A 12,612-nucleotide genomic window follows, 5' to 3' on the forward strand; every position below is an offset into this window, starting at 1 on the left:
TGGCCCTCCCCTGCTAGTTAATGGGCACGAGACAAGTCTAGGGCCATCGTCCGTTTCAAGACAATGACCCCTGTCAGCCTTGAGGCAGGGACTGTGTTATCGCCACGTCCAGCTTGTCGACCACCTCGGTGATCTGATCCCCCGAAATGATAAAGGGCGGCGCCAGAAGGATGTGATCGCCGTTGCGGCCATCGCGGGTGCCCGACATCGGATAGCAGATCAGCCCGGCTTCAAAAGCGGCCTTCTTGATCTTCCCCGCCAGCCCAAGTGACGGGTCAAAGGGCGTCTTGCTGTCGCGGTCACGGACCAGCTCGATGCCCCGGAACAGACCACGCCCGCGAATGTCGCCGACATTGGGATGCTGGCCGAACCGCTCCTGCAGGGCAGATTGCAGGCGATCGCCCATTGCCGCGCAGCGAGTCACCAGATCCCGCTCCAGCATCTGGCTCACCACCGCCAGCCCGGCGGCTGTGGCCACCGGATGGCCGATATAAGTATGCCCGTGTTGGAAAAAGCCGCTGCCGCCTTCAATGGACTCGTAGATCTGGCGGGAGCACAGCATCGCCCCGATCGGCTGATAACCGGCGCCCAACCCCTTTGCGATACACAGGATGTCGGGCGCGACACCGTCGGCGTCACAGGCAAACAGATGACCGGTGCGCCCCATGCCGCACATGACCTCATCCAGGATCAGCAGCACGCCATATTTGTCGCAGATCTCGCGGATGCGTTTGAAATAGCCTTCGACCGCAGGTACCGCCCCGGATGTGGCGCCCACTACTGGTTCGGCCATGAAGGCCATCACGGTTTCGGGGCCAAGACGCAGGATCTCCGCCTCCAGTTCGTTCGCGGCGCGCTGGCCATAGTCAAAACTGCTCTCGCCCTCGGCCCGGTCCACATATTCATAACAAGGCGCGATATGGGACACGCCGATCAGAAGCGGATCGAATTGCTGCCGCCGCCAGGCATTGCCCCCCGCCGCCAAGGCGCCAAGCGTGTTGCCGTGATAGCTTTGCCGCCGGGCAATCAGGTGCCGCCGCTCCGGCTCCCCGTTTTCCAGGAAATACTGGCGTGCCAGCTTGATCGCCGCCTCGGTCGCCTCGGATCCGCCAGAGACAAAATAGACCCGGTCCAGATCGCCCGGCGCATTGGCTATCAGCAGATCGGCGAGCGCCTCGGCCGGTTCCGAGGTCATGAACCCGGTATGGGCAAAAGCCAGCTGTCCCACCTGCTGCTGCACCGCCGCGATGACCGCCGCATCGGAATGGCCAAGGCAGGACACCGCCGCGCCACCCGATCCGTCGAAATACCGCTTTCCTGTTGAATCAATGAGGTAACAGCCATCGCCCCCCACGGCAGTGGGCAGGTTCGCCTTGGTATGACGGGGAAATACATGAGACATTTTCAGCCCTCCTTGAGGCTGTGACCGGCATCCTGTGCGGCCCTGACCAGCGCCGCTACCGAGGCTGCATTGTCCTGCAGCATCTCGCCCTCCGGCGTTTCAATATTATTCTCAAATCCGATTCGCGCATCCCCTCCGGCAGCAATCGCCGCCAGCAGGCAGGCCCGTTCGTTGCGGCCAAAGGCGCAGGCGGTCCAGTTGAGTCTCAGATCCGCTGCCGCCGACAGAAACCCGGCCATATCCTCCGGCTGCCCCAGCACCGGCGGTGCGTAGCTTCCGAGGACAAAGATCGCATCGCGCATCGAGGGCGGCACCGTGCCATCGCCGTACCATTCCTTCAGCTGCGCGATACAGGACGCCCCATACAGGATGTGCTGAACCCGCGTTCCGACCTCAGCACTAAATGCATAGGCCCGCGCGGCTACTGCCAGATCCCGCGCCATTTCCCGGACCGAGACCGAGGCCGCCGCCGGGCGCAGCTGCATCAGGCAATGTAACTGGTCCTTGGGAGAGAAGAGACCCGCGCTTTCGGTGGTGATCTGCACCTTCATGCCGGGCGCCGCCTCCTGCACCGCTTCCATCACCGTGCGATAGCGCCCGGCGTCCAGCGAATGCTGGCCCTCCTCATCCCGCACATGCAGGTGCAGCGCCCCTGCCCCGGCCACATAACAGTCCGCGGCCGTCTGCGTGATTTCCTCAGGTGTCACCGGCAGGTTCAAATGATCCCGCTTGCCACGCCGTGCCCCACTCGGGGCAACCATCACTGTGAACTCCGTCACGCCCATTCTCCGCTGGCCAATGCTGCGCCCGACCATGATGGGAAAAATGCGCGCTCTCAATTAGCACACGAAAGAACACACGTTCTTTTGATCTGCACCGGATCGCGATATACTGGAAAAACCCGCGTTTATCCCAGGATCACCCGCCCCGGAACACTGCCACGCCCGATTTTCGGGCAACCTGCCGGGCCACATGCGGAAAACCGCTGGAGCATAACGGCGCACCCAAGGCAAAGAACGTAAGTTCTGCCCTTGAAAACAGGGGCCTGATGCGGGCGGCGCAGGAAACCCACTGCACTGGCCACAAAGCTCATCACCATCTGGACCTAGTGCAAGCGGCAGATTTGGCGTTTCGTCAAACTCAGAAAAGTCCGGCTGGGTGTTTTGCGCGCCGGACCAGAACACCACTATTTAGGGAAGGACATGTCATGGACGGCACGTTCAACGAAAACGACCTCAGCCGGGTGATCGACGCCGACAAGGCGCATGTCTGGCACCACCTGATCCAGCACAAACCTTTTGAGACCAGCGATCCCCGGATCATCGTCGAAGGCAAAGGCATGCGGGTCTGGGACCAGAACGGCAAGGAATGGCTGGACGCGGTCTCCGGTGGGGTCTGGACGGTGAACGTCGGCTATGGCCGCGAGGAAATCTGCAAAGCGGTCTATGACCAGCTGATGAAGCTTTGCTATTTCGCGCAGTCCGCAGGTTCCATCCCCGGTTCGCTCTTTGCCGAAAAGCTGATCGAGAAGATGCCCGGCATGAGCCGCGTCTACTACAACAACTCCGGCTCCGAGGCGAACGAGAAAGCCTTCAAGATGGTGCGCCAGATCGCGCACAAGAAATACGGCGGCAAGAAGCACAAGATCCTTTACCGCGACCGCGATTACCACGGCTCCACCCTGGCGGCGATGTCGGCGGGCGGCCAGGATGAGCGCAACGCCCAATACGGCCCCTTCGCCCCCGGTTTCGTGCGCGTGCCCCACTGCATGGAATACCGCAAGCACGAGCTGGGTCTTGAGCATCTCTCGGGCGAGGAATTCGGCATCGCGGCCGCCAACCTGATCGAAGAGGTGATCCTGCGCGAAGGCCCCGACACCATCGGCGCCCTCTGCCTGGAACCCGTCACTGCTGGTGGCGGCGTGATCGAGGCCCCCGAAGGCTATTGGCCGCGGGTGCAGGAGATCTGCAAGAAATATGACATCCTGCTGCACATCGACGAGGTGGTTTGCGGCATCGGCCGCACCGGCACCTGGTTCGGATACCAGCATTACGGCATCCAGCCCGATTTCGTCACCATGGCCAAGGGCGTTGCCTCGGGCTATGCCGCGATTGCCTGCATGGTCACCACCGAAGAAATCTTCGAGATGTTCAAGGACGACGCGGACGATCCGATGAACTATTTCCGCGATATCTCCACCTTCGGCGGCTGCACCGCTGGTCCCGCTGCCGCCCTGGCCAACATGCAGATCATCGAAGACGAGGGCCTGCTCGACAACTGCACCGCCATGGGCGAGCGGATGATGAACAACCTCAAGGCGCTGCAGGAAAAACACCCCGTGATCGGCGATGTGCGCGGTAAGGGTCTGTTCCTCGGCACCGAACTGGTCACCGACCGCGAAAGCAAGGAACCGGTGGACGAGAAACAGGCACAGGCCGTCGTGGCCGAGGTCGGCGCCCAGGGCGTTATCATCGGCGTCACCAACCGTTCGATCCCCGGCAAGAACAACACCCTCTGCTTCAGCCCGGCACTGATCGCAACGGCCGAGGATATCGACGCCATCACCGATGCGGTGGACGTGGCCCTGACCAAGGTCTTTGGCTGATTAAGACAATTGGACTACTTAGATTTTTGAAAGGCGGCTCTTTGCACCGGGCCGCCTTTCGCTTTTTCTGGCGGGGCGACACAGCACAAGGAACCCCGCCATGCCCGGCCCTCTCTGGATGACAGCATCCACCCTGACCTCGGACAAGGTGACACTGGCACCGCTCACACAGGATCACGCCCCGGATCTGGCAGAGGCTGCGGACGATGGCACCCTGCACCGGCTCTGGTATACCGCCGTTCCTGCGCCGGACCGGGTCCCGGCAGAGATTGACCGCCGCCTCACGCTTCAGGAGGCAGGATCCATGGTGCCTTTCGCCATCCTCGACCCACAGGGCCGCGCCGTGGGCATGACTACCTATATGAATATCGACCACGGCAACCGCCGCGTCGAAATCGGCTCCACCTGGTACCGCAAATCGGTACAGCGCACCGGGATCAACACCGCCTGCAAGCTCATGATGCTGCGCCACGCATTCGAAGACCGCGATGCCATCGCGGTGGAATTCCGCACCCACCGCCTCAACCGGCAAAGCCGCGCCGCAATCGAACGGCTCGGCGCCCAGCTCGACGGTATCCTGCGGGCGCACATGATCATGCCCGACGGCAGCCTGCGTGATTCCGCTGTCTACTCCATAACCGCCGCCGATTGGCCCGCGGTCCGCGCAAACCTGGAATTCATGACCCAAAGGTGATCCCCCCGCGGGTCAAGGAGGCCGCAAGGCCCCGCCGTCAGACGGCTTGTCCTTGACGCGCAAATCTTAAGACACTCGAAAACGGCCCTTACGGGGCAGGTCTGCCCCGTAAGGGCCATCTCAGCAAGAAAGAGCGCCGCGCGTCAGCGCGGCGCCTGGCCCAACGGGAGAGGGGCAATCTTCGATTGCCACGATCCGGGCGGGAGCGCCCCGCCCGCGCGCTCTCACAGCATCTGAAACAGAATGCCGGACAGGATTGCACCACTGACACCCAGCCCCAGATAGGCGGCAAAGACCTGCGGTTTCACCAGCGACCAGACCGCAGCCATGGCCGGGATCGAACTCACCGCACCGGCAATCATAAAGGCCATGGCCGCCCCAGCGCTCATCCCCTGCTCCATCAGCCCCGCCAGCAGCGGCGGCGCTACGTAGGAGTTGAGGTAGGCCGGCATGCCCACCAGCGCGGCCACGGCAATCGGCACCACGCCTTCACCGCCGACCAGACCCGCAATGACATCCGCCGGGACATAGGACACAAGCAGCGCCTCCAGGACATAGGCCAGCGCCAGCCACTTCAGCAGGAACAGACCGTTGGCGACAAATTCGCTGCGGAACCGTTGCCGACGCTCAGGTTCGGACCAGAAGGCCCAGACCGGCTTTGCATCGGCCTTTGGCGCACCGCAGCCGCAACAGCTGGTTTTCTGCACCTGTTTTAGCGGGTTTGCAAAGACACCATGGCCCATCAGCGCCTTGATGGCAAAGCCCCCGAACAACCCCAGCGCCACGGCAGCAACCGCCTTGCCGATGGCAAAGGGCCAGCCCAGCGCCCCAGCAGTGATCAGCAACGTCGGCGGATCGATCAGCGGCGAGGACAGCCAGAAGGCCATGACAGCCGACAACGGCGCGCCCAAAGCCAGCAGCCCGGCGATAAAGGGAATGACCTCGCAGGAACAGAAGGGCGCCAGTCCGCCAAACACCGCCGCAAGAAAGATCATCCGCACCTCGCGCCCCTCAAAGGCCCGCGCCACCAGAGCTTCGGCGCCGGTTGCCTTCAGATACGCCAGCAGCAGCACCGCAAACAGGATGTAACGACCGGTATGGGCCAGCGCATTCAGCGCAAAGATCACAATGGTCTGGAAATTTCCCATATCCAGCACCGCAACAGAAACCAGCAGCGCCACGATCACGGCCCAGGGCGTTTTGAGCCAGCGCATCAGCGCCTGCGAGGCCCCAAGATTTTGAGTGAGATCAGCCATCGTTTGCAGCCTCCTGCATTTGATCCGAGCAGCATTCACAGAGAATGAAGTCCGCCAGCGCCCGCAGCCGGTCGAAATCGGCCCGGCTAATCGTCGCGCGTCCCACCTTCTCCTGCACCACGACACCGGCGCCCGAAAGAAATTTCAAATGATGCGCCAGCGTCGAGGGCGCGATGCCCGTGCGGGTCTGAATGTCCTGCACCCGCAATCCATCGCGCCCTGCCCGAACCAGACAGCGCAGAACCTTCAGACGCGCCTCTGACCCCATGGCCGCAAAACCACCTGCTGCTTCTTCCCACTGCATGACATGCCCCATTAAAACCATAAAACTAGTTATTTCGATTCAACGCTCAAAATCAAGCTCAAAAAATCATCTGGGACGGTAAGTCCAGATTGCGCTCCCCCTAAGGCCAGCCTACTGTCCCGGAATGGCCATTTCCGTCGACACATTCTTTCTCAACCCGGATGCGCAGGGCACGCTTCAGGCGCAGATCCAGGAGATGATCGCCGAAGGCGTTCTGTCGGGCCGTTTCCGGGTCGGAGAGAAGCTGCCATCCTCGCGCAAACTGGCCAGCCACCTTGGCATCAGCCGCATCACCGTGACGCTGGCCTATACGGAACTTCTGGCCAATGACTATCTGACGTCGCGCGGGCGGTCTGGGTATTACGTCTCGGAAAACGCGCCGGTGCCGCCCAGTTACACGCCGCCGCAACGCTCTGATGACGCGGTAGACTGGTCGCAGGCCATTGCCCGCACCTTTACCGGTGGCGATACGCCCCGCAAACCGCGGGACTGGCGCAACTACCGCTATCCTTTCATCTATGGTCAGGCCGATGCCTCGCTGTTTGATCATGCCAACTGGCGGCTTTGCGCGCTGCGGGCGCTGGGGCAGAAAGACTTTGCCGCGCTGACCAACGACTATTTCGATCAGGATGATCCCCTGCTGATCGAATATATCGCCCGCCACACCCTGCCACGCCGTGGTGTCACCGCCCGCCCCGAGCAGATCCTGATCACCCTCGGGGCGCAGAATGCCCTGTGGCTGGTGATCCAGCTTTTGCTGAACCGGGGGCGCAAAGCGGCGATCGAGGATCCGACCTATTACACCCTGCGCGATCAGCTCACCCATGTGCGCTGCCAGATGGATTGCATTCCGGTGGATGCCGACGGCCTACCGCCGGAGCAGATCGCGGAAGACACCGACGTGATCTTCTGCACCCCGAGCCACCAAAGCCCGACCACCGCCACAATGCCCATGGCCCGGCGCAAGCAACTGCTGGAGCGCGCCCGCGAGATCGACGCGGTGATTGTCGAGGACGACTACGAGTTCGAGATGTCCTTCCTCGGCGCCCCCTCCCCGGCGCTCAAATCCCTCGATACCGACGGGCGCGTGGTCTATGCCGGCAGCTTTTCCAAATCGTTGTTTCCGGGGCTGCGACTGGGCTATCTGGTAGGCTCCGAAAGCTTCATCCGTCAGGCCCGCGCCCTGCGCGCCAGCGTGCTGCGCCACCCGCCTGGGCACATTCAGCGCACTGTCGCCTATTTCCTCTCCCTCGGTCACTACGATTCCCAGATCCGTCGCACCGCCAAGGAACTGCACAACCGCCGCCTGGTCATCGAAGAGGCCATCGCCGCGCATGGGCTGTCGATCTCGGGTGTTGGCGTCTACGGTGGCTCATCTCTCTGGATGCGCGCGCCGGAGGGCGTCGATACCGCCGCAGCAGCAGAACGCCTGAGGGAAAAGAGCGTCATCATCGAACCCGGCGCGCCCTTCTTTGCGCCCCAACACCGCAAGCAGAACTATTACCGGCTGGGCTATTCCTCGATCCCGGCAAGCCGTATCGAACCGGGGCTGGCGCTGCTGTCCGAGGCGCTGAAACCGTCCTGAGGTTGCCGCGGCCACAGGCGCGCATGCGTTTTCTGCAACCGCGATACACCCCCATCAGGCCGCGCCATATCTGGCCCTAATCCGGACAGGTATCTGGCCCTAACCCCCCCCCTTCCGACAGCCTAAACCGGATGTAACGCCCGGCGCCGGCCCGGCCCTGTCAGCGTCTCATCAGGAGAACACACCATGAAAATGACCACCGAGGAAGCCTTTGTCAAAACCCTGCAAATGCATGGGATTGAACATGCTTTCGGGATTATCGGCTCGGCGATGATGCCGATTTCGGACCTGTTTCCCAAGGCAGGCATCACCTTCTGGGACTGCGCGCATGAAGGCAGCGCCGGCATGATGGCCGATGGCTACACCCGCGCCACCGGCAAGATGTCGATGATGATCGCCCAGAACGGCCCTGGCATCACCAACTTTGTCACCGCCGTCAAAACCGCCTACTGGAACCACACCCCGCTGCTGCTGGTCACCCCGCAGGCAGCGAACAAGACCATCGGTCAAGGCGGTTTCCAGGAAGTCGAGCAGATGAAACTGTTCGAGGACATGGTCGCCTATCAGGAAGAGGTGCGCGATCCTTCCCGCGTGGCCGAAGTTCTGAACCGGGTCATCATGCAGGCCAAACGCGCCTCGGCCCCGGCGCAACTGAACATCCCGCGCGATATGTGGACCCAGGTCATCGACGTTGCTCTGCCCGCCATCGTCGAATTCGAACGCCCCACCGGGGGCGAAACCGCGCTAGCGCAGGCGGCTGAGCTGCTGTCGAACGCCAAGAACCCTGTGATCCTGAACGGTGCCGGTGTGGTGCTGTCCAAGGGTGGCATCGCCGCCTCCAAGGCGCTGGCCGAACGTCTCGATGCCCCCGTCTGCGTCGGCTACCAGCACAATGACGCCTTCCCCGGATCGCATCCGCTGTTCGCAGGTCCGCTTGGCTACAACGGCTCAAAGGCCGGTATGGAACTGATCAAGGAAGCCGATGTGGTGCTCTGCCTTGGCACCCGGCTCAACCCCTTCTCGACCCTGCCCGGCTATGGGATGGAATATTGGCCCACCGAAGCCAAGATCATTCAGGTCGACATCAACCCGGACCGCATCGGCCTGACCAAACCGGTCACGGTCGGCATCGTTGGCGATGCTGCCAAGGTGGCAACGACGATCCTGAACCAGTTGAGCGACAGCGCAGGCGACGAAGGCCGCGCGGATCGCAAGGCGCGGATCGCCGAAGCCAAGTCCCGCTGGGCGCAGCAGCTCAGCTCGATGGATCACGAGGATGACGATCCCGGTACCACCTGGAATGAACGCGCCCGCGCCGACAAACCGGATTGGATGAGCCCCCGCATGGCCTGGCGCGCGATCCAATCGGCGCTGCCCCGCGAGGCGATCATCTCTTCCGACATCGGTAACAACTGCGCCATCGGCAACGCATATCCGTCCTTTGACGAGGGCCGCAAATATCTGGCGCCGGGACTGTTCGGTCCCTGCGGATACGGTCTGCCTGCCGTGGTCGGCGCCAAGATCGGCTGCCCGGACGTGCCGGTTGTCGGCTTCTCCGGCGACGGTGCCTTTGGCATCGCCGTGAACGAGCTGACCGCGATCGGCCGCGATGAATGGCCCGCTGTCACTCAGGTGGTATTCCGCAACTACCAGTGGGGCGCAGAGAAACGGAACTCGACCCTGTGGTTCGATGACAACTTTGTCGGCACCGAGCTGGATCAGCAGGTCTCTTATGCCGGGATCGCCAATGCCTGCGGCCTGAAAGGCGTCGTCGCCCGTACCATGGAAGAGCTGACCGCTGCGTTGGCACAGGCGGTCGAGGACCAGAAGAACGGCATCACTACCCTCATCGAGGCGATGATCAACCAGGAACTGGGTGAACCCTTCCGCCGCGACGCCATGAAGAACCCGGTCGAGGTCGCCGGGATCTCTGCCGACGACATGCGTCCGCAGCAGGTCGGCTGAACGCAATGATGCTGCCCTTTGATCTGCCATTTGATCTGAATGGAGGTCAGGGCGCCTATCTGGCCGCCGCATTGTTTGTGGCGGCCTTTATCCGTGGCTATTCGGGATTTGGATTCTCCGCGATCTTTATCATTCTGGCAGCGCTGGTGACCAACCCACTGCCGCTGATCCCGGTGGTCTTTGCTTGTGAAATCACGATGACCGCCTTTCAGGCGCGCGGCATCCGGCCTCATATCGACTGGCAGCGGGCACTGTTGCTGCTGGGCGGGGCCGCCATTGCCACGGTTCCCGCCATCGCAATCATGTCCCGCCTGGGCGAAGATCAGGCCCGGCTTGCCATATCGGCACTTGTGCTGATGCTAAGCCTCATCCTGCTCAGCGGCTGGCAGCTGCGCCGCCCCATCGGGGGCAAAGGCAACCTCGGCGTCGGTCTTGTGGCCGGCATTGCCAACAGCGCCGGTGTCGGCGGCCTGCCCGCTGCCGCGTTTCTGACCGCTCAGCCGATCCCCCCTGCCATATTCCGCGCCACCATGATCGTGTTCCTGACCGGCATCGACATGATGGCCCTGCCGGTGATGGCGGCAAACGGGCTGACCGGGGTCGACACGCTTTTCGGTGTGCTGCTTGCCTTTCCCATCCTTGGGGCCGGGATCTGGACCGGCAGCCAGCGCTTTGCCAGCGCCGACCAGAAGAATTTCCGCCGTGGTATCGTGCTGTTGCTGACCGTGCTTTCGGTGCTGAACATCGTGCGGGTGCTCTGATGGCCGATGCACGGGTTCTGATCCTCAATGCCGGATCTTCTTCCATCAAATTCGCTGTCTTCGACAGCGCGTTCGAAGAGCACGTGCAGGGTCTTGCCGACGGGATCGGCGGTGCCTCGCGGCTGATCGTGGACGGCGCCGAGACCGAAATCCCCTTTATCGACCATAAGGCCGCGCTTTCGGCCATCCTGAACGCGCTGGCGGATCGCGGGATCACGGCAGGTAGCCTGACGGCGGTGGGTCACCGGGTGGTGCATGGCGGGCGCAATCTGACCGCCCCCACTCGCATCACGCCCGAGGTCCGCGCCGAGATCGCTGATTGCACGCCGCTGGCGCCGCTGCATAATCCGCACAGCCTGGCCGCCATCGACACAATGGGGGAACTCGCCCCGGACCTGCCGCAGTTCGCCAGTTTCGACACCTCGTTCCACGCCACCAATCCCGATGTGGCGACACGCTATGCCATCCCGCGGATGATCGAAACGAAGGGCATCCGCCGCTATGGCTTCCATGGGCTGTCCTACGCGGCACTGGTGCGGCGCCTGCCGGACCTCTCTGGTGATAAACTACCCGCCCGGCTGCTGGCCTTTCATCTGGGCAATGGCGCCTCGCTTTGTGCTATCCGGGGCGGGCAATCCATCGCCACCACCATGGGCTATTCACCGCTGGACGGGCTGACCATGGGTACCCGGTCGGGCGGCATCGATGCCAACGCAGTTCTGCGCCTCGTGGAAGACAACGGGCTGGAACGCACCAAGGCGATCCTCAATCACGAAAGCGGGCTTCTGGGCCTATCGGGTGGCAAATCCGACATGCGCAAGCTGATGCTAGACCCCAGCGCCGACAGCGCCTTTGCCATCGATCACTTCTGCTACTGGACCCTTCGTCATGCGGGCAGCCTGATTGCCGCGCTCGAAGGGCTCGACGCCATCGCATTCACCGGCGGCATCGGAGAGAACGCCACCGCCATCCGCGCGCGAGTTCTGCGGGGCCTTGAATGGATTGGTGTGCGTATGGACCCCGATGCCAATGAGGCCCGTCAGATGGCGCTGCATTGCCAGTCTTCGGCGGTGAAAATCTGGGTGATCCCGGCGGATGAAGAGCGGCAGATCGCAATGGACGCCCTTGCCCTGCTGCCGGAGGCGGCATGAACCGCGCCCGGCATATCCCTCAGACCTGCGCGGCAGTCAGCACCGTTGCCGCGACGATGTCGTCAACGCTGGCGCCCCGGCTAAGATCGCAGACCGGGCGGGCAAAGCCCTGCAGGAACGGCCCCAGCGCCTGCGCACCTGCCAGTTCCTGGCACAGCTTGTACCCGATATTGCCCGCATCCAAGGACGGGAAGATTAGCACGTTGGCATCCAGAGCCTCGATCCCCTTCTTGGCGGCGATGGCACCGTTCAGCGCCGCATCCGCCTGCACCGGCCCAGCAAAGCCTGCAAGCTCGGCTGCTTCGCGCACCCGCGCCACGCTGTCGCCGTCACCCGATGTGCCGGTGGAAAAGGACAGCATCGCCACCCGCGCCGTGCCCAGCAGGGCCTTGGCGGAGGCCGCCGAAGCGCGTGCGATATCGGCAAGTTGCGCCGCATCGGGTGCTACATTCACCGCGCAGTCAGCAAAGACCAGTTCGCGCCCATCCGGGAACACCATCAGGAAGAACGACGAGGGCAAGGACACCCCGTCGGCCAGCCCGATGCCGATGCTGGCGGCCTCGATCACCCGGCGGGTGGGAACATCGGCGCCTGCGACCATCGCATCTGCCTCGCCCAGCGCAACCATCGCGGCAGCGCGGTACAAGGGTTTGGAAACCATGCGTTTTGCGATCACCTCTTTCAAGCCGCGCGCGGCGACCAGCGCCTCCACATGGGCCTCGGACGGCTCCGCCAGTGGCAAGGGTTCGCACAGGCCTTCGGCCCGCAGGCGCTGCGTGGCCTCTGCCACCCGCGCGTCTTCCATCTCCGGGAAAACCACACGTGCCCGCCGTGCCTTTGCCGCCTCAAATGCATTTTCCAGAACAGTCATATCATTCTCCCTTACCCC

The 12,612-nt window shown here is 62.9% G+C and carries 11 protein-coding genes; 6 read left to right on the top strand and 5 right to left on the bottom strand.

Features of this window, described 5'->3' with window-relative positions:
• Window positions 1-73: 73 nt before the first annotated feature.
• Together SM763_RS14530 and SM763_RS14535 are read right to left on the bottom strand one after the other, a co-directional pair.
• On the bottom strand, window positions 74-1,402 hold the full coding sequence (locus SM763_RS14530; RefSeq protein WP_368998955.1) for an aspartate aminotransferase family protein: 1,329 nt from the start codon (window positions 1,400-1,402) through the stop codon (window positions 74-76).
• 2 nt (window positions 1,403-1,404) lie between these two features.
• The gene (locus SM763_RS14535) at window positions 1,405-2,181 is read right to left on the bottom strand and encodes a beta-keto acid cleavage family enzyme (RefSeq protein WP_368998956.1); all 777 of its coding nucleotides are present in this window, start codon (window positions 2,179-2,181) and stop codon (window positions 1,405-1,407) included.
• Between the two features lie 428 nt (window positions 2,182-2,609).
• Here SM763_RS14535 and SM763_RS14540 point away from each other — a divergent pair, with 428 nt between their 5' ends.
• Window positions 2,610-4,007 (top strand): aminotransferase family protein, encoded by a 1,398-nt coding sequence (locus SM763_RS14540; protein ID WP_368998957.1) that lies wholly within the window; start codon window positions 2,610-2,612, stop codon window positions 4,005-4,007.
• A 100-nt stretch (window positions 4,008-4,107) separates the two neighbouring features.
• Complete coding sequence (locus tag SM763_RS14545) at window positions 4,108-4,701, top strand: GNAT family N-acetyltransferase (protein WP_368998958.1); 594 nt, start codon at window positions 4,108-4,110, stop codon at window positions 4,699-4,701.
• 224 nt (window positions 4,702-4,925) lie between these two features.
• On the opposite strand, the gene SM763_RS14550 is transcribed toward SM763_RS14545, so the two are convergent.
• Window positions 4,926-5,957 carry a permease gene (locus SM763_RS14550; protein WP_274840174.1) on the bottom strand — a complete coding sequence of 344 codons (1,032 nt, stop codon included), beginning with the start codon at window positions 5,955-5,957 and terminating at the stop codon, window positions 4,926-4,928.
• Window positions 5,950-6,261 carry an ArsR/SmtB family transcription factor gene (locus tag SM763_RS14555; protein WP_274832649.1) on the bottom strand — a complete coding sequence of 104 codons (312 nt, stop codon included), beginning with the start codon at window positions 6,259-6,261 and terminating at the stop codon, window positions 5,950-5,952. The genes SM763_RS14550 and SM763_RS14555 overlap by 8 nt, the downstream gene beginning before the upstream one ends.
• A gap of 124 nt (window positions 6,262-6,385) precedes the next feature.
• Here SM763_RS14555 and pdxR point away from each other — a divergent pair, with 124 nt between their 5' ends.
• The 4 genes from pdxR (at window position 6,386) to SM763_RS14575 (ending at window position 11,723) form a co-directional block, all read left to right on the top strand.
• The gene (pdxR, locus tag SM763_RS14560) at window positions 6,386-7,846 is read left to right on the top strand and encodes a MocR-like pyridoxine biosynthesis transcription factor PdxR (RefSeq protein ID WP_347509367.1); all 1,461 of its coding nucleotides are present in this window, start codon (window positions 6,386-6,388) and stop codon (window positions 7,844-7,846) included.
• A gap of 186 nt (window positions 7,847-8,032) precedes the next feature.
• Window positions 8,033-9,811 (top strand): sulfoacetaldehyde acetyltransferase, encoded by a 1,779-nt coding sequence (xsc, locus tag SM763_RS14565; protein WP_368998959.1) that lies wholly within the window; start codon window positions 8,033-8,035, stop codon window positions 9,809-9,811.
• 5 nt (window positions 9,812-9,816) lie between these two features.
• Complete coding sequence (locus SM763_RS14570; RefSeq protein WP_368998960.1) at window positions 9,817-10,572, top strand: TSUP family transporter; 756 nt, start codon at window positions 9,817-9,819, stop codon at window positions 10,570-10,572.
• Window positions 10,572-11,723, top strand: a complete 1,152-nt coding sequence (locus SM763_RS14575; RefSeq protein ID WP_368998961.1) for an acetate/propionate family kinase — start codon at window positions 10,572-10,574, stop codon at window positions 11,721-11,723. Before SM763_RS14570 ends, SM763_RS14575 begins: the two co-directional genes overlap by 1 nt.
• Window positions 11,724-11,742: 19 nt before the next feature.
• Here the strand turns inward: SM763_RS14575 and SM763_RS14580 are convergent, their stop codons facing one another.
• A complete protein-coding gene (locus tag SM763_RS14580; RefSeq protein WP_368998962.1) occupies window positions 11,743-12,594 on the bottom strand; it encodes a phosphate acyltransferase in 852 nt (283 codons plus the stop codon).
• Window positions 12,595-12,612 lie beyond the last annotated feature (18 nt).

The sequence above is a fragment of the Pseudophaeobacter sp. C1-32P7 genome (assembly GCF_041008775.1).
Classification (GTDB): Bacteria; Pseudomonadota; Alphaproteobacteria; order Rhodobacterales; family Rhodobacteraceae; genus Phycobacter; species Phycobacter gallaeciensis_A.

Excerpts from the sequence above, each read along its gene's own strand:
- SM763_RS14530 (WP_368998955.1), bottom strand. The coding sequence starts at position 1,402 with ATGTCTCATGTATTTCCCCGTCATACCAAGGCGAACCTGCCCACTGCC.
- SM763_RS14540 (WP_368998957.1), top strand. The coding sequence starts at position 2,610 with ATGGACGGCACGTTCAACGAAAACGACCTCAGCCGGGTGATCGACGCC.
- SM763_RS14545 (WP_368998958.1), top strand. The coding sequence starts at position 4,108 with ATGCCCGGCCCTCTCTGGATGACAGCATCCACCCTGACCTCGGACAAG.
- SM763_RS14550 (WP_274840174.1), bottom strand. The coding sequence starts at position 5,957 with ATGGCTGATCTCACTCAAAATCTTGGGGCCTCGCAGGCGCTGATGCGC.
- SM763_RS14555 (WP_274832649.1), bottom strand. The coding sequence starts at position 6,261 with ATGCAGTGGGAAGAAGCAGCAGGTGGTTTTGCGGCCATGGGGTCAGAG.
- pdxR (WP_347509367.1), top strand. The coding sequence starts at position 6,386 with ATGGCCATTTCCGTCGACACATTCTTTCTCAACCCGGATGCGCAGGGC.
- xsc (WP_368998959.1), top strand. The coding sequence starts at position 8,033 with ATGAAAATGACCACCGAGGAAGCCTTTGTCAAAACCCTGCAAATGCAT.
- SM763_RS14570 (WP_368998960.1), top strand. The coding sequence starts at position 9,817 with ATGATGCTGCCCTTTGATCTGCCATTTGATCTGAATGGAGGTCAGGGC.
- SM763_RS14575 (WP_368998961.1), top strand. The coding sequence starts at position 10,572 with ATGGCCGATGCACGGGTTCTGATCCTCAATGCCGGATCTTCTTCCATC.
- SM763_RS14580 (WP_368998962.1), bottom strand. The coding sequence starts at position 12,594 with ATGACTGTTCTGGAAAATGCATTTGAGGCGGCAAAGGCACGGCGGGCA.